The 20,089-nt window shown below is 73.4% G+C and carries 16 protein-coding genes; 14 read left to right on the top strand and 2 right to left on the bottom strand.

Translation table 11 applies throughout. The features are described from left to right. Positions 1-21: 21 nt before the first annotated feature. Positions 22-1,152, top strand: coding sequence for a tRNA 2-thiouridine(34) synthase MnmA (gene mnmA / locus AB0E83_RS12940; protein ID WP_362109621.1), 1,131 nt, complete (start codon positions 22-24; stop codon positions 1,150-1,152). Positions 1,153-1,244: 92 nt separating this feature from the next. Here mnmA and AB0E83_RS12935 read toward each other — a convergent pair whose 3' ends face one another. Then, positions 1,245-1,913: an alpha/beta fold hydrolase gene (locus tag AB0E83_RS12935; RefSeq protein WP_362109619.1), complete on the bottom strand. Its 669-nt coding sequence runs from the start codon at positions 1,911-1,913 to the stop codon at positions 1,245-1,247. A gap of 97 nt (positions 1,914-2,010) precedes the next feature. On the opposite strand from AB0E83_RS12935, the gene AB0E83_RS12930 reads away from it, so the two are divergent. From AB0E83_RS12930 to gatB, 12 genes are all read left to right on the top strand, one after another. Beyond that, entirely contained in the window at positions 2,011-2,544 is a 534-nt protein-coding gene (locus tag AB0E83_RS12930) for a TIGR00730 family Rossman fold protein (protein WP_362109617.1), read from the top strand. 91 nt (positions 2,545-2,635) lie between these two features. Further along, positions 2,636-3,064 carry a hypothetical protein gene (locus AB0E83_RS12925; protein ID WP_362109615.1) on the top strand — a complete coding sequence of 143 codons (429 nt, stop codon included), beginning with the start codon at positions 2,636-2,638 and terminating at the stop codon, positions 3,062-3,064. Next, positions 3,061-4,860 carry an alpha/beta hydrolase gene (locus tag AB0E83_RS12920; protein WP_362109613.1) on the top strand — a complete coding sequence of 600 codons (1,800 nt, stop codon included), beginning with the start codon at positions 3,061-3,063 and terminating at the stop codon, positions 4,858-4,860. The genes AB0E83_RS12925 and AB0E83_RS12920 overlap by 4 nt, the downstream gene beginning before the upstream one ends. Continuing rightward, complete coding sequence (locus AB0E83_RS12915) at positions 4,857-5,432, top strand: hypothetical protein (protein ID WP_362109611.1); 576 nt, start codon at positions 4,857-4,859, stop codon at positions 5,430-5,432. Before AB0E83_RS12920 ends, AB0E83_RS12915 begins: the two co-directional genes overlap by 4 nt. Before the next feature lie 22 nt (positions 5,433-5,454). Beyond that, positions 5,455-6,144 carry an SDR family oxidoreductase gene (locus AB0E83_RS12910; protein ID WP_362109609.1) on the top strand — a complete coding sequence of 230 codons (690 nt, stop codon included), beginning with the start codon at positions 5,455-5,457 and terminating at the stop codon, positions 6,142-6,144. A 10-nt stretch (positions 6,145-6,154) separates the two neighbouring features. Then, positions 6,155-7,153: a methionine synthase gene (locus AB0E83_RS12905; protein ID WP_362109607.1), complete on the top strand. Its 999-nt coding sequence runs from the start codon at positions 6,155-6,157 to the stop codon at positions 7,151-7,153. Positions 7,154-7,185: 32 nt separating this feature from the next. Then, positions 7,186-9,387, top strand: coding sequence for an NAD-dependent DNA ligase LigA (gene ligA, locus AB0E83_RS12900; protein ID WP_362109605.1), 2,202 nt, complete (start codon positions 7,186-7,188; stop codon positions 9,385-9,387). Between the two features lie 324 nt (positions 9,388-9,711). After that, positions 9,712-11,859: a bifunctional diguanylate cyclase/phosphodiesterase gene (locus AB0E83_RS12895; RefSeq protein WP_362109603.1), complete on the top strand. Its 2,148-nt coding sequence runs from the start codon at positions 9,712-9,714 to the stop codon at positions 11,857-11,859. 111 nt (positions 11,860-11,970) lie between these two features. After that, on the top strand, positions 11,971-12,267 hold the full coding sequence (gene gatC, locus AB0E83_RS12890) for an Asp-tRNA(Asn)/Glu-tRNA(Gln) amidotransferase subunit GatC (RefSeq protein WP_030492502.1): 297 nt from the start codon (positions 11,971-11,973) through the stop codon (positions 12,265-12,267). A gap of 2 nt (positions 12,268-12,269) precedes the next feature. Next, the gene (gatA, locus tag AB0E83_RS12885; protein ID WP_362109601.1) at positions 12,270-13,763 is read left to right on the top strand and encodes an Asp-tRNA(Asn)/Glu-tRNA(Gln) amidotransferase subunit GatA; all 1,494 of its coding nucleotides are present in this window, start codon (positions 12,270-12,272) and stop codon (positions 13,761-13,763) included. A gap of 5 nt (positions 13,764-13,768) precedes the next feature. Further along, the gene (locus tag AB0E83_RS12880; protein WP_362109678.1) at positions 13,769-14,002 is read left to right on the top strand and encodes a hypothetical protein; all 234 of its coding nucleotides are present in this window, start codon (positions 13,769-13,771) and stop codon (positions 14,000-14,002) included. A gap of 16 nt (positions 14,003-14,018) precedes the next feature. After that, positions 14,019-15,530, top strand: a complete 1,512-nt coding sequence (gene gatB / locus AB0E83_RS12875; protein ID WP_362109599.1) for an Asp-tRNA(Asn)/Glu-tRNA(Gln) amidotransferase subunit GatB — start codon at positions 14,019-14,021, stop codon at positions 15,528-15,530. Between the two features lie 72 nt (positions 15,531-15,602). On the opposite strand, the gene AB0E83_RS12870 is transcribed toward gatB, so the two are convergent. Further along, on the bottom strand, positions 15,603-17,603 hold the full coding sequence (locus AB0E83_RS12870) for a protein kinase (protein WP_362109597.1): 2,001 nt from the start codon (positions 17,601-17,603) through the stop codon (positions 15,603-15,605). A 280-nt stretch (positions 17,604-17,883) separates the two neighbouring features. On the opposite strand from AB0E83_RS12870, the gene AB0E83_RS12865 reads away from it, so the two are divergent. Then, the gene (locus tag AB0E83_RS12865; RefSeq protein ID WP_362109595.1) at positions 17,884-19,974 is read left to right on the top strand and encodes a phosphocholine-specific phospholipase C; all 2,091 of its coding nucleotides are present in this window, start codon (positions 17,884-17,886) and stop codon (positions 19,972-19,974) included. Positions 19,975-20,089 lie beyond the last annotated feature (115 nt).

Raw genomic sequence — 20,089 nt, 5'->3', positions numbered from 1 at the left:
GCCCCGTACCCTGGTAGGGCTATGACTCAGACTCCGCCCCCGCGCCCCCTCCGCGTCCTCGCCGCCATGTCGGGCGGAGTGGACTCCGCCGTCGCCGCCGCCCGAGCCGTCGAGGCCGGGCACGACGTCACCGGCGTGCACCTCGCGCTCTCCGCGAACCCGCAGTCCTTCCGCACCGGAGCCCGCGGCTGCTGCACCATCGAGGACTCGCGCGACGCGCGCCGGGCCGCCGACGTCATCGGCATCCCCTTCTACGTGTGGGACCTCGCCGAGCGCTTCCGCGCCGACGTCGTCGACGACTTCGTCGCGGAGTACGAGGCGGGCCGCACGCCCAATCCGTGCCTGCGCTGCAACGAGAAGATCAAGTTCGCCGCGCTGCTCGACAAGGCGCTCGCCCTCGGCTTCGACGCCGTCTGCACCGGCCACTACGCCACCGTCGTCCTGAACGAGGACGGCACCCGCGAGCTGCACCGCGCCTCCGACACGGCCAAGGACCAGTCGTACGTCCTCGGCGTCCTCGACGAGCGGCAGCTCGCCCACGCGATGTTCCCGCTCGGCGACACCCTCACCACCAAGGACGAGATCCGGGCCGAGGCCGAGCGGCGCGGCCTCGCCGTCGCCAAGAAGCCCGACAGCCACGACATCTGCTTCATCGCCGACGGCGACACCCAGGGCTTCCTCGCCTCCCGCCTCGGCACCGCGGAGGGCGACATCGTCGACGAGTCCGGCGCCAAGCTCGGCACCCACGAGGGCGCGTACGGCTTCACCATCGGCCAGCGCAAGGGTCTGCGCATCGGCCACCCGGCCCCCGACGGCAAGCCCCGCTACGTCCTCGACATCTCGCCCGTGAACAACACGGTCACCGTCGGCCCCGCCGAGTCCCTCGACGTCACCGCCCTCACCGCGATCAAGCCCCGCTGGTGCGGCACCGCCCCCGAGGGCCCCGGCCGCTACACCGCCCAGCTCCGCGCCCACGGCGGCGAGACGCCGGTGAGCGCGGCCCTGGAGGACGGCGAGCTGAAGGTCGCCTTCGACGAGCCCGTCCGCGGCGTCGCCCCCGGCCAGGCGATCGTCCTCTACGACGGCACCCGCGTGGTCGGCTCGGCGACGATCGCGACGACGGCGCGCCGCACGGCGACCGCCCCCGCGTAGCACCCGCCCGGCGGCCGGAGCGGCTCACCCCCCGGCCGCCCCGTCCGGGCGGCCGGGGCGCTTCACCCCCGGCCGTCCCGCCGGCGGCCGGCTCACGCCACGTCCGCCGCCTCCGCGACCTCCGTCACGAACTCCGCGACCACCGGCGCCAGCACGTGCGGCGCCACCTCGTGGGTCTGCCCGGTCAGCGTCCGGTGCCGGGCCCGCGGCAGGAACGCCGTGAGCGCCCGCGCCGCCCGCCGGACCGGCGCCGGGCTCGCCCCGCCGTCGATCACCAGCACGCGCGCGTGCACCTCCGGCGGGACCCCGTCCCCCGGCACCGCCCGGTCGCACGCCGCCGGGTACGGGAACGCGGCCGGCTCCTCCGGGCGCGGCCCCGGCACCGCGTACGGCGGCTCGAACACCGACACCGCCCCCACCGGCAGCCCCGCCGCCGCGGCCGCCAGCGCCAGCGCGCCGCCCGTCCCGCTGCCGTGCACCGCCGCGCCCGGGCCCGCCGCCTCCAGCACCGCCGCCAGGTCCTCGAACTCCCGCTCCACCGCGTACGGCCCCGTGTCGCCGCTGCCGCCGAGCCCCCGGCGGTCGTACACGAACACGGGGAAGCTCCGGGCCAGCAGCCGGGCGAGCGGCGCCTCGCAGGCGCCCGTCCGCAGCGCCCCGCTCACCAGCACCACCGCGGGCCCGGCCGCGGCCCCCGTCCCGTACCGCGCGTACGCGATGGTCGTCCCGTCCCGCGAGACGACCGTCCTCACCTCGTCCATGGCAGGGCAGACCGGCGGACCCACCGGAACTCATCGCCGCTCCCCGGGATTTCCCGAAAAATCTTGGAACCCGCAGGTCACCGCATACGGTGTCGGCATGAACATCTGCGTCTTCCTCTCCGCCGCCGACCTCGACGAGCGGTACACCGCCCCCGCCCGCGAGTTCGCCGGCCTCCTCGGCAAGGCCGGCCACACCCTCGTCTGGGGCGGCTCGGACACCGGCCTGATGAAGGTCGTCGCGGACGGCGTCCAGGAGGCCGGCGGCCGGCTCGTCGGCGTCTCCGTCGACTTCCTCGCCGCCAAGGCCCGCCCGGGCGCCGACGAGATGACGATCACCAAGGACCTCGCCGAGCGGAAGGCGCTCCTCCTCGCCAAGTCCGACGCGATCGTCGTCATGGTCGGCGGCACCGGCACCCTCGACGAGGCCACCGAGATCCTGGAGCTCAAGAAGCACGGCAAGCACACCAAGCCCGTCGTCGTCCTCAACACCGCCGGCTTCTACGACGGCCTCAAGGAGCAGTTCCGCCGCATGGAGGACGAGGGCTTCCTGCCGCGCCCCCTCGGCGACCTGGCCTTCTTCGCCGAGAACGGCCCGGCGGCCCTGGCGTACCTGGAGCGGCGGCTGAGCTGACCGCCCGGCTCGGCTTCGCGATTGCGTACTCTGGAACGAGCTCCGCTAAGGTCGCCGTGCGCACATGACACGCAACGGGGATCGGGGGATCGTGAGCCCAACACAGCGTTGGCAGGACATGTTCGGGGCGGTCGGGGACGACACCCGGATGAATCTGGCCTCCACGGATCCGGGCGGCGTCCCGGGCCCGTCCGGAACGGGCAACCTCAAGCACAGCGACGGCCCCTGGACCAGCGCATCCGGTACGGCGGGCGCCCTGCGGACCAGCACCGAGACGAGCCGCGCCGCCCTCGGCCCCGGCCACGAGGGAGTCTCCTCCGGAGCAGCCGGACTCTCTGCCCTCGCCGCACTCACCGCCGTACGCCGGTCGTGGGAGGACAGGCTCGCGTCCGTACGCGACGAATGCGAGGCCCTCCAGGGGACGTTGCTCGCGGTCGCGAAGGAGATGGGCGAGACCGACGCCTCGGTCAAGAGCTCCCTCGCCTCCATCGACACCAAGCCGGGGGAGGAGAGGCGATGACCGGCGCCACCCTCACCTGGCAGCAGCTGCGCGACCTGAAGACCTCCGAGCTCACGGAGGCGGGAGACGCCTGGCACCAGGTGTCGAACCGCTCCGACGCCGACCGGACCCGGGTCGACCGGGCCATGTCCGCGAAGCTCCGCGAGACGCAGGAGAGCGCGTCGGCGGAGGCGGCTCTCGGCCGGCTCAAGCGCCTGAGCCGCAACTTCGCGTACCTGCACAGCGAGTGCGGCCTCGTCAGGACGACGCTGAACGGCCTCGCCGCCGACCTCGCCGAGCCGCAGACGCAGCTGAAGAACGCCCTCGCCGACGCCTCCGCCCAGGGCCTCACCGTCCACGAGGACGGTTCCGTGAGCTACCCCGCCACCGAGGTCACCGACCTGGCGGGCACGGCGAAGGAGGCCCCCGGCGGCACCGTCCGGGGCAGTGCCCGGCTCCCGCTGGAGGCACCGCCCCTCGGCAGCCCCCAGAACGGCGGCTTCCCGGGCTTCCTGCCGCTCAACCCGAACCAGACGAAGGCCCAGGCCGTCGCCGACCGCATCGCGCGCGCCCTGCGCTCCGCCGGTGAGGTCGACGCCCGCTACGCGAGGACCCTCACCTGCCTGAAGGCGGAGAAGGGCCTCGACGTCACCGAGGCCACCCTGAAGGACGTCCGCCGGGACACCGCCGACGTGCGCGGCACGGCCGGCATGTACCTCGGCGAGGACGTGCCCACCGACAAGAGCCCCGCCGAGCGCAAGAAGTGGTGGGACGGCCTGACGGACGAGCAGCGCGAGGAGTACCTGGAGGTCGCCCCGGACCTCGTCGGCGGCCTCGACGGCATCCCGGCCGCGGCCCGCGACGAGGCCAACCGCACCTATCTGCCGATCCTCATGGACGAACTGGCCAGGGAGGGCGGCGACGACGCGAAGACGAAACTGGACGCCCTGCGCGCCATCCAGAAGAAGCTGGACGAGCCGAGCGATCCGCCGATGTTCCTCCTCGGTATCGGCGACGAGGGCAACGGCCGCGCGATCGTCTCGTACGGCAACCCGGACACGTCGAGGAACGTCTCGGCGTACGTACCGGGCCTGGGGACCAAGCTGAACGAGGAGTTCGTCGACGACACGATGAAACGGGCGCAGGACACGGCCAAGGGCGCGCGGCGCCACGACCCGTCCAGCGCCTCCATCGTCTGGCTCGGCTACGACGCGCCGCAGCACGTGGACGTCATGACGAAGGGCGACGCCCAGCGGGGCGCCCCGGCGTACAACGAGTTCATGGCGGGGCTCTCGGCGACCAACCAGAACGCGGACCCCCATGTGACGGCGATCGGCCACTCGTACGGTTCGCTCACCGTGGGTACGGCCGCCCAGCGGTCCGGCGGCATCCCTGGCGCCGACGACATCATCCTCCTCGGCAGCCCGGGCGTGGACGCGCAGAAGGCGACGGAGCTCGGGGTGGGCAAGGACCACGTCTTCGTCGGTGCCGCCGACAACGACCCGGTCACCCACCTGCCGAACAAGGACGAGGCGGCGCTGGGCTGGGCGCTGGGCGGCCCGTTGGGCGTCCTGCCGGCCCGCGACCTCTTCGACATCGGCGACGACGACGTCTACTTCGGCAAGGACCCGGCGAGCGAGGCGTTCGACGCCCGGCGCTTCAAGGTCGACGACGGTCCGGCGATGGTCCGGGAAGGGGGCGGTTTCGACGCCCACTCCCAGTACTTCACCCCCGAACTGGACGAGGAGTCGGCCAAGAACATCGCCCGGATCGTCGCCGGCCAACCCGACCTGATCACCACGGAGGAGCACCGATGAGACGAATGGGACGGGCGGTACGGGGTACCGCCTCCGTCCTCCTGGCGGGCGTGGTGCTGGCGGGGTGCGGAACGACGGACGACGAAGGAGCGAAGTCGGACATGGACATGCAGGAAGCAGCGAACAGCGCGGACGCGATGCTCGACGCGACGCTGGGAGCGCTCGTGCCCGAGGTCCAGTGGGCCCACGACACGACCACGTCCGGCAGCTGTACGGTGACCCGCCGGCGAACCGTCACGACGATCGTCTCCGAGCAGCGGCGCGGCAGCTTCCTGGGCGTGGTCGAGCGCTTCTGGAAGAAGAGCGGCTACGAGATCACCGGCGTGAACCCCCACAAGGAGGCGCCGGCCATCTTCGCCCGGACGCCCGACGGCTTCACCATGTCCGTGGAGGTCGCCTACAAGGGCCAGGTGTTCTTCGACGTCACCACCCCGTGCGTCGAGAAGTCCGACGTCGCCGAATCGACCACCGAGCCCAACGGCCCCGCCTACCCCCTCGGCCAGATCCCCACCCCCCACGTCCGCTCCGATTTCTGGTCCGCCACCACGCCCGCCCCAGCCCCCTCCTCCTGAGCGCAGGTGGGACCATGGCCCCATGGCTACTCATGTGATCACCGGGGCCGGTTCCGGCATCGGCGCCGCCGTCGCGCGCCGGCTGCACGCGCGCGGGGACGAACTCGTGCTGCACGCGCGCGACGCGGGGCGGGCGAAGGAGCTGGCGGCCGAGTTCCCCGGCGCCCGCACGCTCGTCGGCGACCTCGCCGACCCGGACCGGCTCTCCTGGGCCTTCTCGCACCAGAGCCTGCCGGACCGGGTCGACTCGCTGCTGCACATCGCCGGGGTCGTCGACCTCGGCGGGGTCGGGGAGCTGACCCCCAAGGCCTGGCACCACCAGCTGAACGTCAACCTGATCGCCCCCGCCGAGCTGACCCGGCACTTCCTGCCGCAGCTCCGCCTCTCCCAGGGACACGTCCTCTTCGTGAACTCCGGCGCCGGGCTGAACGCGCACGCCGAGTGGAGCGCGTACGCCGCCTCCAAGCACGGCCTGAAGGCGCTCGCCGACTCGCTGCGCCACGAGGAGCACGCGAACGGCGTCCGCGTCACCTCCGTCTATCCGGGCCGCACCGCCAGCCCCATGCAGGCCAAGGTGCACCAGCAGGAGGGCAAGGAGTACGACGCCTCGCAGTGGATCGACCCCGAGTCCGTGGCCACCACCATCGTGATGGCCCTCGACCTGCCGCGCGACGCCGAGGTCAACGACCTGACGGTCCGTCCGGGACGGTAGGGCCGGAGCCATGAGCGACACCCAGCAGTGGGGCCCGGCCACCGGCGTCGGGTCCCTGCCCGGCGGCGACGCCCGCGAGGCCGCCAAGACCGTCACCGGCACCTTCGAGGACTTCCCCTTCCTCGCCGAACTCCCCGCCCGCGGACCCGGCGCCGACATGATCGGCCGCACCCTCGGGATGCTCGTCGACCTGTACGCGCACGTGGAGCCCAGCGGCTGGCGGATCAGCGACCGGCCCGGCCGCGACACCCGCCGCGCCCGCTCCTGGCTCGGCGAGGACCTCGACGCCCTGGAGGAGTTCACCCAGGGGTACGAGGGTCCGCTCAAGGTCCAGGCCGTCGGCCCGTGGACGCTCGCCGCCGCCCTCGAACTCCGCGGCGGCGAGGCCGCCCTGAGCGACCCCGGAGCCTGCCGCGACCTCGCGGCCTCCCTCGCCGAGGGCCTGCGCGAACACCTCGCCGACGTCGCCAAGCGCGTCCCCGGCGCCCGGATCGTGCTCCAGCTCGACGAGCCCTCGCTCACCGCCGTCCTCCTCGGCCAGGTCCGCACCGCCAGCGGCTACCGCACCCACCGGGCCGTCGACCGGCAGGTCGTCGAGTCCGCCCTGCGGGACGTGATCGCCGCCCACGACGGGCCCGTCACCGTCCACTCCTGCGCCCCCGGCGTCCCCTTCGCGCTGCTCCGCCGCGCCGGAGCCGCCGGGATCTCGTTCGACTTCGGGCTGCTCACCGACCGTGACGAGGAGCCGATCGGCGAGGCCGTGGAGGCCGGCACCACGCTCTTCGCCGGTGTGGTGCCGTCCACCGACACGGCATTGTCCGACCCGGGCGGTAGCGTCATGGGTGTCAGGACGCTGTGGCGCAGGCTGGGGCTGAATCCGGGGACTCTCGCCGAGTCCGTGGTCGTCACCCCCGCCTGCGGCCTCGCCGGCGCCTCGCCCGGGTACGCCCGGACGGCGCTCGCCCACTGCGTCCGGGCGGCGAGATCGCTCGCGGACAACCCAGAGTGACCGGGGCCGGAAGCACGGGAGGACGGACGAAGGTGGCAGTCGAACAGGGGGCCCTGCCCGACGGACAGGGGCCTGTGCCCGCCGAGGCACGGGAGAAGCACGCCGAGCTGGCCGAGCAGGTCGAGGAGCACCGCTTCCGGTACTACGTGAAGGACCAGCCGGTCATCAGCGACGCGGAGTTCGACCGGCTCCTGCGCGCCCTGGAGGCGCTGGAGGACGAGCACCCCGAGCTGCGCACCCCCGACTCGCCGACCCAGAAGGTGGCCGGGCAGTACGAGACCGAGTTCACCGCCGTCGAGCACCGCGAGCGGATGCTCTCGCTGGACAACGCCTTCGACGAGGAGGAGCTGACGACCTGGGCCGAGCGCGTCGCCCGGGACGTCGGCACCCCCGACTTCCACTTCCTGTGCGAGCTCAAGGTCGACGGCCTCGCCGTCAACCTCACCTACGAGCACGGCAGGCTCACCCGCGCCGCCACCCGCGGCGACGGCCGCACCGGCGAGGACATCACGCCCAACGTGCGGACCATCGCCGACGTCCCCGAGCGCCTCCGGGGCGACCGGATCCCGGAGCTCGTCGAGATCCGCGGCGAGGTCTACTTCCCCATGGAGGCCTTCGAGGCGCTCAACGCCCGCCTGGTGGAGGCCGGCGACAAGCCCTTCGCCAACCCGCGCAACGCGGCCGCCGGCTCGCTGCGCCAGAAGGACCCCAAGGTCACCGCCGGCCGCCCGCTCCACATGGTCGTCCACGGCATCGGCGCCCGCGAGGGCTTCGAGATCTCCCGGCTCTCGGAGGCGTACGGGCTGCTGCGCGAGTGGGGCCTGCCCACCTCCACGCACAACAGGGTCGTCGGCTCCCTCGCCGAGGTGCGGGAGTTCATCGCGTACTACGGCGAGCACCGGCACTCCGTGGAGCACGAGATCGACGGCGTCGTCGTCAAGCTCGACGAGATCCCGCTCCAGGGCCGGCTCGGCTCCACCGCGCGCGCCCCGCGCTGGGCCATCGCCTGGAAGTACGCGCCGGAGGAGGTCAACACCAAGCTCGTCGACATCAAGGTCGGCGTCGGCCGCACCGGCCGCGTCACCCCCTACGCCCAGGTGGAGCCGGTCACCGTGGCCGGCTCCGAGGTCGAGTTCGCCACCCTCCACAACCAGGAGGTGGTGAAGGCCAAGGGCGTCCTCATCGGCGACACCGTGGTGCTCCGCAAGGCCGGCGACGTCATCCCCGAGATCCTCGGCCCGGTCGTCGACCTGCGGGACGGCACCGAGCGGGAGTTCGTGATGCCGGCCGACTGCCCCGAGTGCGGCACGGAGCTGAAGCCGATGAAGGAGGGCGACATCGACCTCCGCTGTCCGAACGCCCGGACCTGCCCGGCCCAGCTCCGCGAGCGGGTCGAGTTCCTCGCCGGCCGCCAGTGCCTGGACATCGAGAAGTTCGGCGCCGTGGCCGCCGCCGCCCTGACCCAGCCCCTGGCCCCGGCGGAGCCGCCGCTCACCGACGAGGGCGACCTCTTCGACCTCACCATCGAGCAGCTGCTGCCGATCAAGGCGTACGTCCTCGACCCGGACAGCGGACTGCCCAAGCGTGACCCGAAGACCGGCGAGGAGAAGATCGTCACCGTCTTCGCCAACCAGAAGGGCGAGCCGAAGAAGAACGCCCTCGCCATGCTGGAGAACATCGCGGCGGCGAAGACCCGCCCGCTCGCCCGCTTCATCAACGGCCTCTCCATCCGCCACGTCGGCCCGGTCGCCGCCGAGGCGCTGGCCCGCGAGTTCCGCTCCCTGGAGCGGATCGAGCAGGCCACCGAGGAGGAGCTGGCCGCGGTCGACGGCGTCGGCGGCATCATCGCCGCCGCCGTGAAGCAGTGGTTCGCCGAGGAGTGGCACCGCGAGATCGTGCGGAAGTGGCGCGCCGCGGGCGTCGCCCTGGAGGACGAGGGCGCCGGGGAGGACGAGGGGCCGCGTCCCCTGGAGGGCCTGACGGTCGTCGTGACCGGCACCCTGGAGCAGTTCACCCGGGATGGCGCAAAAGAATCGCTCCAGAGCCGCGGAGCCAAGGTCACCGGTTCCGTTTCCAAGAAGACGAGCTTCGTCGTCGTGGGGGAGAACCCGGGCTCCAAGTACGACAAGGCGATGCAGCTGAAGGTTCCGGTTCTGGACGAGGAGGGCTTCAAGATCCTGCTCGAACAGGGTCCCGAGGCCGCTCGCGAGGTCGCACAGCCGGTCGAGGAGTAACCCCGGGTCACCCCCCTCGGAGGCGCGGGAGCTCACCCGTTCGGCGCATACCAGATCGTTACGGGTGGCCAGGCCGCATTCGGGCAAGAGAGGGAGAGCGCTGCCCCTCGGCGCCCTCGGCGGCCTAGTGTGGTGACCGTGCGTCTCGTCCCGCACCGCCGCGCGAGGGTTCTGCGCGGCCGTGCTCCAGGACGAACGGCCCCGCGCCACGCGCCCCGCCCCGAAGCCGGCGGGGCGCGCGAACCGACGGCCGGACGCCACCACGGCCGCCTCGCCGCGGCCCATCGGACAGCGACGGCACCGCCGCCTGCGAGAGGGACGGGAATGGAACCGACCGAGAGTGCCGCCCCGGTGCCACGGCCGCGCGGCCGGGTGCTCCCCACGGGCTTCACCGGCCTGCCCGCCGCCGTGCTGGGCACCGCCGCCGCCGTGCTCGTCACCGGGCTTCAGCGGGCCCTGACCGCCGGCCATCCGCTCTTCCCCGGCGGCGTCGCCGGCTGGTCCCTCGCCCTCCTCACCGGGCTCATCGTCGGCCACCTCGTCGCCCTCGGCCGCGAGCGCTGGTGGGGCGGCACCGGCTCCGGCGCCGCCCTCACCCTCGCCGTCCTCCTCCTGTACGGCTGGGTCCCCGCCGGGCTCGTCTCGCTCACCGTCGTCGTCCTCGTCAGCGCCGCCCGCCGGCACCGCTGGCGCCAGGGCCTGCTGCACGGAGCCGCCGACATCCTCGGCGTCGGCGCCGCCGCCCTCGTCCTCGCCGTCTTCGGCGACGTCCCGAGCGTCGACCGGCCCTGGCAGCCCCTCGACTGGGGGATCGCCGACGCCCCGGAGATCGTCCTCGCCGCCGGCGCCTACCTCCTCGCGACCCGGCTCCTGCTGTGGTACACCCTCGCCCCGCCCGGCCGCGGCCTGCCCACCGTCGCCCGCACCGCCCTGCTCCGCCAGGGCCTCGTCGCCGTCGCCCTGCTCGGCATCGCCCCGCTGATCTGCGTCGTCGCCGCCGCCTTCCCGGTCCTCCTGCCGCTCTTCGCGATCCCGCTGATCGCCCTCGACTCCACCCTCTGGATCGCCCGCGCCCGCGCCGAGGAACAGCTCCGCGATCCGCTCACCGGCCTCCCCAACCGCCAGTGGCTCCTGGAGCGCACCTGGACGGCCCTGGAGGAGGCCGAGGGCGAGCAGACCCGCGCCGCCCTCGTCCTCATCGACCTCGACCGCTTCCGCTCGGTCAACGACACCCTCGGCCACCTCGCCGGCGACCGGCTCCTCCTCCAGATCGCCGAGCGGCTCCGCCTCGCCCTGCCCCGCGGCGCCGAGGCCGCCCGGCTCGGCGGCGACGAGTTCGCCGTCCTGCTGCCCGCCACCGACTCCACCACCAGCGCCCAGCGGGTCGCCCGCCACCTCGTCGCCGCCCTCTCCTCCCCGCTCGACCTCGACGGGCTCACCCTCGTCCTGGAGGCCAGCGCCGGCGTCGCCGTCCACCCCGACCACGCCGGGGACGCCGAGGGCCTGCTGCGCCGCGCCGACGTCGCCATGTACCAGGCCAAGCGCGACCGCGCCGACGTCGCCATGTACCAGGCCAAGCGCGACCGCACCGGCGTCGAGGTGTACGAGTCCAAGCGCGACTCCAACACCCCCGACCGGCTCGGCCTCCTCGGCGACCTGCGCCGCGCCCTCGACGCCGGCGAGGTCGAACTCCACTACCAGCCGAAGGTCCGCTTCGACGGCCAGGTCGCCGGTCTGGAGGCCCTCGTCCGCTGGGTCCACCCCGAGCGCGGAAAGGTTCCACCGGACGAGTTCATCGCCATCGCCGAGTCCTCCGGCCTGATGCCGCACCTCACCGAGTACGTCCTGGAGACCGCCCTCGCCCAGGTCGCCCGCTGGCGCGCCCAGGGCCTGGAGGTGCCCGTCGCCGTCAACGTCTCGCCGCGCGACGTCCACACCCCCGGCTTCGCCGGCGCCGTCGCCGCCCGGCTCGCCCGCCACGGCGTCCCGGCCGGCTCCCTCCAGCTGGAGATAACGGAACACGTCCTCCTGGAGGACCCCCAGCGCGCCGCCGACACCCTCAACGGCCTCACCGGCCACGGCGTCAAGATGTCCCTCGACGACTTCGGCACCGGCTACTCCTCCCTGGTCCACCTGCGCCGGCTCCCGGTCAGCGAACTGAAGATCGACCGCTCCTTCGTCGCCCGGCTCGCCGTCGACACCGAGGACGCCGAGATCGTCCGCTGCACCGTCGACCTCGCCCACTCCCTCGGCCTCCTCGTCGTCGCCGAGGGCGTCGAGGACGACGAGACCTGGGAGCGGCTGCGCGACCTGGGCTGCGACGCCGTCCAGGGCTGGCTCGTCTCCGCCGCCATGCCGCCCGCCGAGACGACCGCCTGGCTGCTCGCCCGCGGCGTGCACGGCTGGCGCCGGGCGGTCGACACCGCCCCCGTCACCGCCCTCGATCCGGCCCCCGGACACGTCGTGCAGTGACCCGTAGGGGACGGACCGGGGGCCCGTCCGGGCCGACCGTTTCACGGGGAGCGGCACCGGCCCCATAGGATTGGGGCCAACACCATCAGACTCACCCCAGAGGATCGCTGCATGCCTGGCATCACGCGCGAGGAGGTCGCACACCTCGCTCGGCTGGCGCGTCTGGAACTCGCCGACGAGGAACTCGACCACTTCGCCGGTCAGCTCGACGACATCATCGGCGCGGTCGCCCGCGTCTCCGAGGTCGCCGAGCAGGACGTACCGCCGACCTCCCACCCGCTGCCGCTGACCAACGTCATGCGCGCGGACGAGGTCCGTCCTTCGCTCACCCCCGCGCAGGCGCTCTCCGGCGCCCCCGCCCAGGAACAGCAGCGTTTCAAGGTGCCGCAGATCCTGGGGGAGGACTGACCATGACGGACATCATCAAGCTCACCGCCGCCGAGATCGCCGCGAGGATCGCCTCCGGCGAGCTCACCGCGGTCGAGGTCACCGAGGCCCACCTGGCCCGCATCGACGCCGTCGACGAGAAGGTCCACGCCTTCCTCCACGTCGACCGCGAGGGCGCCCTCGCGCAGGCCCGCGCCGTCGACGAGAAGCGCGCCCGCGGCGAGAAGCTCGGCCCGCTGGCCGGCGTCCCGCTCGCCCTCAAGGACATCTTCACCACGCAGGGCGTGCCGACCACGGTCGGCTCGAAGATGCTCGAAGGCTGGCTCCCGCCGTACGACGCGACCCTGGTCAAGCGGCTCAAGGCCGCCGACGTGGTCATCCTCGGCAAGACCAACATGGACGAGTTCGCCATGGGCTCCTCCACCGAGAACAGCGCCTACGGCCCGACCGGCAACCCCTGGGACCTCACCCGGATCCCCGGCGGCTCCGGCGGCGGCTCCTCGGCCGCGCTCGCCGCGTACCAGGCCCCGCTGGCCATCGGCACGGACACCGGTGGCTCCATCCGCCAGCCCGCCGCCGTCACCGGCACCGTCGGCGTCAAGCCCACCTACGGCGCGGTCTCCCGCTACGGCATGGTGGCCTTCTCCTCCTCCCTCGACCAGGGCGGCCCCTGCGCCCGCACGGTCCTGGACGCGGCCCTGCTGCACGAGGCGATCGCCGGCCACGACCCGCTCGACTCCACCTCCATCGACCTGCCGGTCCCGCCGGTGGTCGAGGCCGCGCGCAACGGCTCGGTGGCCGGGATGCGCGTCGGCGTCGTCAAGCAGTTCCGCGGCGAGGGCTACCAGGCCGGCGTCATGCAGCGCTTCGACGAGTCCGTCGAGCTGCTGAAGGAGCTGGGCGCCGAGATCGTCGAGCTGGACTGCCCGACCTTCGACCTGGCCCTCTCGGCGTACTACCTGATCGCGCCGTCCGAGTGCTCGTCCAACCTGGCCCGCTTCGACGGCCTGCGCTACGGCCTGCGCGCCGGCGACGACGGCACCCGCTCCGCCGAGGACGTCACCGCCCTGACCCGCGAGGCCGGCTTCGGCCCCGAGGTGAAGCGCCGCATCATCCTGGGCACGTACGCGCTCAGCTCCGGCTACTACGACGCGTGGTTCGGCTCGGCCCAGAAGGTCCGCACCCTCATCACCCGCGAGTTCGAGAAGGCCTTCGAGCAGGTCGACGTGATCGTCTCCCCGACGACCCCGACCACCGCCTTCCCGATCGGCGAGCGCGCCGACGACCCGATGGCGATGTACCTCGCGGACCTGTGCACCATCCCGACCAACCTGGCCGGCAACGCCGCCATGTCGCTGCCCTGCGGCCTGGCGCCGGAGGACGGCCTCCCGGTCGGGCTGCAGATCATCGCCCCCGCCATGCAGGACGACCGGCTCTACAAGGTCGGTGCCGCCGTCGAGGCGGCCTTCGTGGAAAAGTGGGGACACCCGCTGCTGGAGGAGGCTCCGTCGCTGTGAACGCCATGGCAAAGAAGGCCAAGAACTTCAAGAAGTCGAAGACCGGCGTCTACGTCTCGCTGGCCACCACCGCGTTCGGCGCGGTGAGCGTCGCCAAGCAGGCCAAGCTGGCCCGCAGCGACGGCGACATGCTGCGGCTGGCCGACGCCGCCGTGTCCGCCGCCGCCATCGTCACCGGCCTCGCGATCCTGTACCGCGAGCTGAAGCGCCTCGGCGACGACGACGTCCTGCTGGGCTGAGAGGGAAAGTTCCACCGTGACTGTCACTGAACTGCTGTCGTACGAGGCCGCCCTGGCCGCGTTCGACCCCGTCATGGGCCTGGAGGTCCATGTCGAGCTCGGCACGAAGACGAAGATGTTCTGCGGCTGCTCGACCGAGCTGGGCGCCGACCCCAACGCGCAGACCTGCCCGACCTGCCTCGGCCTGCCCGGCGCGCTGCCGGTCGTCAACGAGATCGGCGTCGAGTCCGCGATCAAGATCGGCCTCGCGCTGCACTGCGAGATCGCCGAGTGGTGCCGCTTCGCCCGGAAGAACTACTTCTATCCGGACATGCCGAAGAACTTCCAGACCTCCCAGTACGACGAGCCGATCGCCTTCAACGGCTACCTGGACGTCCAGCTGGAGGACGGCGAGGTCTTCCGCGTGGAGATCGAGCGCGCCCACATGGAGGAGGACACCGGCAAGTCCACCCACATCGGTGGCGCGACCGGCCGCATCCACGGCGCCTCGCACTCGCTGCTCGACTACAACCGGGCCGGCATCCCGCTCATCGAGATCGTCACCAAGCCGATCGTCGGTGCGGGCGACCGCGCCCCCGAGGTCGCCAAGGCGTACGTGGCCGAGCTGCGCGAGGTCATCCGCTCCCTGGGCGTCTCCGAGGCGCGCATGGACAAGGGCCAGATGCGCTGCGACGTCAACCTGTCGCTGATGCCGAAGGGCTCGACGACCTTCGGCACCCGCTCGGAGACGAAGAACGTCAACTCGCTCCGCTCGGTGGAGCGGGCGGCGCGCTTCGAGATCCAGCGCCACGCGGCGGTCCTGGAGTCCGGCGGCACGATCGTGCAGGAGACCCGTCACTTCCACGAGGACGACGGCTCCACCACCTCCGGCCGCATCAAGGACAACGCCGAGGACTACCGCTACTTCCCCGAGCCGGACCTGGTCCCGGTCGCCCCGTCCCGCGAGTGGGTCGAGAAGCTCCGCCAGGCCCTGCCCGAGCTGCCGCGCGTGCGCCGCAACCGGCTGCGCGAGGAGTGGGGCGTCTCCGAGCAGGAGATGCAGTCCATCCTCAACGCGGGCGCGGTCGACCCGATCGTCGCCACCATCGAGGCGGGCGCCGACGCGGCCTCCGCCCGCAAGTGGTGGATGGGCGAGCTGGCCCGCAACGCCAACGAGAAGGGCGTCTCCCTGGAGGAGCTGCCCATCACCCCGGCGGACGTGGCCCGGGTCTCGGCCCTGGTGGCCGCCGGCGACCTCAACGACAAGCTGGCCCGCCAGGTCATCGAGGGCGTCCTCCTCGGCGAGGGCACCCCGGACGAGGTCGTCGAGAAGCGCGGCCTGAAGGTCGTCTCGGACGACGGCGCGCTCGGCGCGGCCGTCGACGAGGCCATCGCGGGCAACGCGGCCATCGCCGACAAGATCCGCGGCGGCAAGGTCGCGGCGGTCGGCGCGCTGGTCGGCGCGGTCATGAAGGCCACCCGCGGCCAGGCCGACGCGGCGAAGGTCAAGGACCTCATCCTGGAGAAGCTGGGCGTCAGCGAGGGCTGACCCTCCGCCCGTGCGCACACGGGAGCGGCCCCGCACCGGAGTTCCGGTGCGGGGCCGCTCCCGTCGGGCGCGTCACTTGCTGAGCGTGGGTTCGGCGAGGACGAGCCGCCCCATGTCGCAGGAGTCGGCCGGATCCTGGTACGCGATGCGCAGGCGCAGTCCGTGGTCGAGGTCGAGCGTCAGCTTCTCCGGTTCGCCGAGATCGACCACGCCGGTGTGGACGGCCTTGCCGTCGACCGAGACGGTGAGCCGGGCCGAGGTGTGGGAGGAGGAGTCCTCGATGCCGGCGGTCATGGTGAGCGTCTTCCACTCGGTGCCCAGGTTGTACTCGGAGAACCCCGAGCACTCCTCGTCGATGCCGTCGGGGAGCAGAGCCGTCTCGTAGTAGGTGGCCTTCACCGTGCCGCTGCCGACGGACAGCGAGGAGTACGAGGAGTCGCCCACGTCGTCGAGCGTGGTGAGCGAGACCGAGTCCGGGCCGGGCCCGGGGGTGTGGGAGGCCGACGGGGAGGCGTCCTCGCCGGGCGCGTCCGTGGTGGGCTCCTCCGTCGGCTCCTCGGAGGCCGCCGGGGCCGAGGTCGTGGCGGTCGGCCCGGCCTGGTCGTTCTTGCCGTCCTCCGCCTTCTTGTCGCCCAGCATCCGGATGCCGGCCACCGCGAGGACGGCGACCAGGAGGACGCCGGCGACGGCGCCGATCAGCGGGCCCGTGCGGCGCTTGCGCGGTTCGGGCCGCCGGGGCCCGCCCGGCCCGCCGGCGGTGGGCGTGCCGGCCGTCGGCGGCCCGAAGCCCTGACCGCCGTGGCCCGGTGCGCCGTACGCGGGGACGCCGGCGGCCGGTGCGCCGTACGGGCCCTGCCCGGCGCCGTGGCCGACGGGGGCCGGGGCGGGGTCGCCGAAGCCCGCCGGGGACGGGTCGGCGGGGGCCTGCGCGACGGGAGCCGGAGCGGGCGCGGGCGTCGGCGCGGGCGTGGGCACCGGGGCCGGCGGTTCCACCGGCGTCGGCGCCGACGCGGGGGCCGGCGGCTGTTCCGGCGGCGTCGGCACGGCGTCCCGGGGCGGCGAGGCCGGCGGCTGTGCCGGGGGCGCCACCGGCGGGGCGACCGGCGGCGGCGGGACGGCCGGCGCGCCGGCCGGGCGGGGCGGGACCGCGTCCTGCGGGGTCGCGGGCCGGGAGGCCGTCGTGGTGGACACCACCCCGTGCCGGACCTCCTTGACCCACGCCGACAGCGACAGCGGGCGCCTGTCCGCGTCGGCCGCCGCGATGGCCAGCACCCGCTTGCGCTGCTCCTCCGGCAGCCCGGCGATCTGCGGCACGGCCCCGAGGGCGGCGGCCAGCTGCTCGGGCGAGGCCGGCGGGGACTGGCCGCTCAGCAGGAAGTAGGCGATGGCCCCGAAGGCGTACCGGTCGGTGGCCGGGGTGCGCTTGCCCTCGAAGATCTCCGGCGCCGCGTACCCGGGGGTGAACCACACCTCGGCGGTCTGGTGGTCGGCGGTCAGCTTGCTGAGGCCGAAGTCGACGAGGGTCGCCTGGCCGTGCTCGTCGACCATCACGTTGCCCGGCGAGAGGTCGCCGTGCACCACGGTCCGCCCGGACGGCGTCGCCCTGCCGGAGTGCAGCCAGTCGAGGACGTCCGCGAGCTGCTCCAGCGTCCGCATGACCTCGCGCCGCTCGGCGTGGGTGGCCAGCGTCCGCTCGGCGCGCCAGTCGCGCAGGTCGAGGCCGTCGACGTGGTTCATGACGAGGACGAGGGCCCGCCCGGTGAGGGTGCCGGACTCGCCGGCCGCGTGGATGGGCGGCCCCTGGAAGTGCTCGCGCACGCCGACGACGCCGGGACGGCTGACGAACCGCAGCAGCTCGGCCTGCTCGTTCCACTTGCGGCTGACCCGCTCGAAGAGCTCGGGGGTGATCGTGGTCTTCGAGTCGAGGACCTTCACGACCACCGGCTCGGTACCGCCGGCCAGCTCGATCTCCGCGAGGTAGAGCACCGCCTCGCCGCCGCGCCCGATCGAGCGGAGCAGCCGGTAGCGGTCCGGTGCGGAGTCGGGCCCGATGTGGTGTGCCGACTTGCTCAACTTCCCCCCAAGGCACAGTGAATGACAGGAAGTCAGCTTGCCGTTCCGCCGCCCTCGGGGTCAACGCGCGGGGGTGCGGCCGGGGAACCCCGCGCCGGGCGCCGGAGCCGCACGGCCCGTGGCCGGGACCCGTCCCCCCGGGTGGTGTCTTCCCGGCCGGTCCGGCGTTCACGCACGCGCCCCCGACGGGCCTCCTCCGCGTCATCCGGTCCCCTTAGCGTCCCGGGCGAACCACCCCCGGTCCGAAGGCGAACCGGGGGACGTCGTCTGGAGGTCGGTCTTGTCGTCGTCGATGTCCCGCAGAAGGCTGCTCGCGCTGGGCGGCGGCGCCCTCGGTGCCACCGCGGCAGGATCGTTGCTGCCGCCGTCCTTGCAGGCCGCGATGGCGGCGGAGCCCCCGGCCGGAGGACTGTCGGCGGTCCGGCACGTGGTGATCCTGATGCAGGAGAACCGTTCCTTCGACCATTACTTCGGCACCCTCCGCGGAGTCCGCGGCTTCGGCGACCGGAACGCGATCGAGCTGCCCTCCGGCGGCAGCGTCTTCGAGCAGCCCGCCGCCCCCGGCCGGACCGTGCTGCCCTTCCCGGTCCGCGGCGCCGCCGAGACGCAGCAGAAGGACCTCCAGTACATCGGCGACCTCGACCACTCGTGGAGCGGCGGCGCCAAGGCGTGGCGCGGCGGCTGGATGGACGGCTGGGTCTCCGCGAAGACCGCCGCCACCATGGCGTACTACGACCGGCGCGACATCCCGCTCCACTACGAGCTGGCCGACACCTTCACCATCTGCGACGCCTACCACTCGTCCACCCACACCTCCACCAGCCCCAACCGCAACCACCTGTGGTCCGGCTGGACCGGGTACGAGGCCGACGGCAGCCGGGCCGTCACCAACGCCGCCTACGCCGAGGGCACCCACCCCGGCTACGGCTGGCCCACCTACGCCGAGCGCCTGGAGGCGGCCGGACGGAGCTGGAAGACGTACACCGAGTGGGAGAACTTCACCGACAACAACATCGAGTTCTTCACCACCTTCAAGAAGATCGCCCGCAAGGCGCTCGCGCGGACCGGCGGGCACACCTTCATGGAGTCCTTCTACGCCGCCGTCCGCGACACCGACGACACCGCCGAGCGCACCCGCCTCCTCGCCCTCCTGGAGGAGGGCGTCGACGCCCTGTCCCCCGCCGAGCGGTCCCTCTTCGAGCGCGGGCTGCGCCGGGTCGAGTCCGGCACGCTCGCCGACGCCTTCCGCGCCGACGTCGCCGCCGGCACCCTGCCCGAGGTCTCCTACCTGGTGCCCTCCGCGATCGACTCCGAGCACCCCGGCTCCTCCTCGCCGATCGCCTCCGCCTCCCTCGTCTACCGGGTCCTCGACGCGCTCGGCTCGCACCCCGAGGTCTGGCGCCGCACCGTCCTGCTGATCAACTACGACGAGAACGACGGCTTCTTCGACCACGTGCCGCCGCCGGTCCCGCCGGAGACGGACCCGGACGAGCGGTGGAAGGGGCTGCCCACCGGCCTCGGCGTCCGCGTCCCGCTCCTGGTGGTCTCGCCGTGGTCGGTCGGCGGCCACGTCTGCTCCGAGACCTTCGACCACACCTCCGTGATCCGCTTCCTGGAACGCCTCACCGGCGTCCGGGAGCCCAACATCACCCCCTGGCGCCGGACCGTCACCGGCGACCTCACCTCCGCCTTCGACTTCCGGCGGCCCCGCCGGCAGCCGCCCGTCGAGCGGCCCGGGCCGGTCCCGCCCTTCACCGGCCGCTGGCGCCCCCGCCCGCCCGCCGTCCAGTCGATGCCGGTCCAGGAGCCCGGCGTCCGCCCGGCCCGCCCGCTGCCGTACCAGCCGGACGCCTCCGCCACCGTCGGCGCCGGCACGGTCACCGTGGCCCTGCGCAACACCGGCCGGGCGAGCGCGCACTTCGCCCTCTACCCGTACGCCGGCGAGTTCGAGGTGCCGCAGCACACCGACGTCAGGGGGACGGGGGAGTGGACCGTCCCGGTCCGGCAGGACCGCTACCGCTTCACGATCACCGGCCCCAACGGCTTCCGCCGCGAGTTCGCGGGCCCCGCCGCCGGCGGCGCCGAGCTGGCCTCCCGGATCGACCACCACGACCGTGACCTGCACCTCACCCTGCGGAACACGGGCACGGCGCCGGTCACCTTCACCGTCCGGCCGCTCGGCTACGTCGACGAGCAGGACCTGCGGGACTGGAGCCGCACCGTCACCGTGAAGCCCGGCCGCGACCGCACCGTCGTGCACTCCGCGGCCGACGCCCACGGCTGGTACGACATCGAGGTCACCGCCCCAGACGGCTTCCGCCGCCGGCTCATGGGCCACATCGAGAACGGCCGCCCCAGCGTCTCCGGCTGAGCCGGACGGGGGACCCTCGTCCGCGGGGTCCGGGACCTCGGACCCGAACCCCGCGGAGACCCTGTGAGGATCGCCACGAAACGGGCAAACGATCACGTTTGCCTGCGACAGTGGG

The sequence above is a fragment of the Streptomyces sp. NPDC035033 genome (genome assembly GCF_040636735.1).
Lineage (GTDB): Bacteria > Actinomycetota > Actinomycetes > Streptomycetales > Streptomycetaceae > Streptomyces.
The sequence above is the reverse complement of the archived record's forward strand: the minus strand, read 5'-3'. Positions and strand labels throughout refer to the sequence as shown.

Bases quoted from the DNA above. Each gene is read 5' to 3' on its own strand.
- mnmA (WP_362109621.1), top strand. From the start codon at position 22: ATGACTCAGACTCCGCCCCCGCGCCCCCTCCGCGTCCTCGCCGCCATG.
- AB0E83_RS12915 (WP_362109611.1), top strand. From the start codon at position 4,857: ATGAGACGAATGGGACGGGCGGTACGGGGTACCGCCTCCGTCCTCCTG.
- gatA (WP_362109601.1), top strand. From the start codon at position 12,270: ATGACGGACATCATCAAGCTCACCGCCGCCGAGATCGCCGCGAGGATC.
- AB0E83_RS12905 (WP_362109607.1), top strand. From the start codon at position 6,155: ATGAGCGACACCCAGCAGTGGGGCCCGGCCACCGGCGTCGGGTCCCTG.
- AB0E83_RS12895 (WP_362109603.1), top strand. From the start codon at position 9,712: ATGGAACCGACCGAGAGTGCCGCCCCGGTGCCACGGCCGCGCGGCCGG.
- AB0E83_RS12935 (WP_362109619.1), bottom strand. From the start codon at position 1,913: ATGGACGAGGTGAGGACGGTCGTCTCGCGGGACGGGACGACCATCGCG.
- AB0E83_RS12930 (WP_362109617.1), top strand. From the start codon at position 2,011: ATGAACATCTGCGTCTTCCTCTCCGCCGCCGACCTCGACGAGCGGTAC.
- AB0E83_RS12880 (WP_362109678.1), top strand. From the start codon at position 13,769: ATGGCAAAGAAGGCCAAGAACTTCAAGAAGTCGAAGACCGGCGTCTAC.
- gatC (WP_030492502.1), top strand. From the start codon at position 11,971: ATGCCTGGCATCACGCGCGAGGAGGTCGCACACCTCGCTCGGCTGGCG.
- AB0E83_RS12920 (WP_362109613.1), top strand. From the start codon at position 3,061: ATGACCGGCGCCACCCTCACCTGGCAGCAGCTGCGCGACCTGAAGACC.
- AB0E83_RS12910 (WP_362109609.1), top strand. From the start codon at position 5,455: ATGGCTACTCATGTGATCACCGGGGCCGGTTCCGGCATCGGCGCCGCC.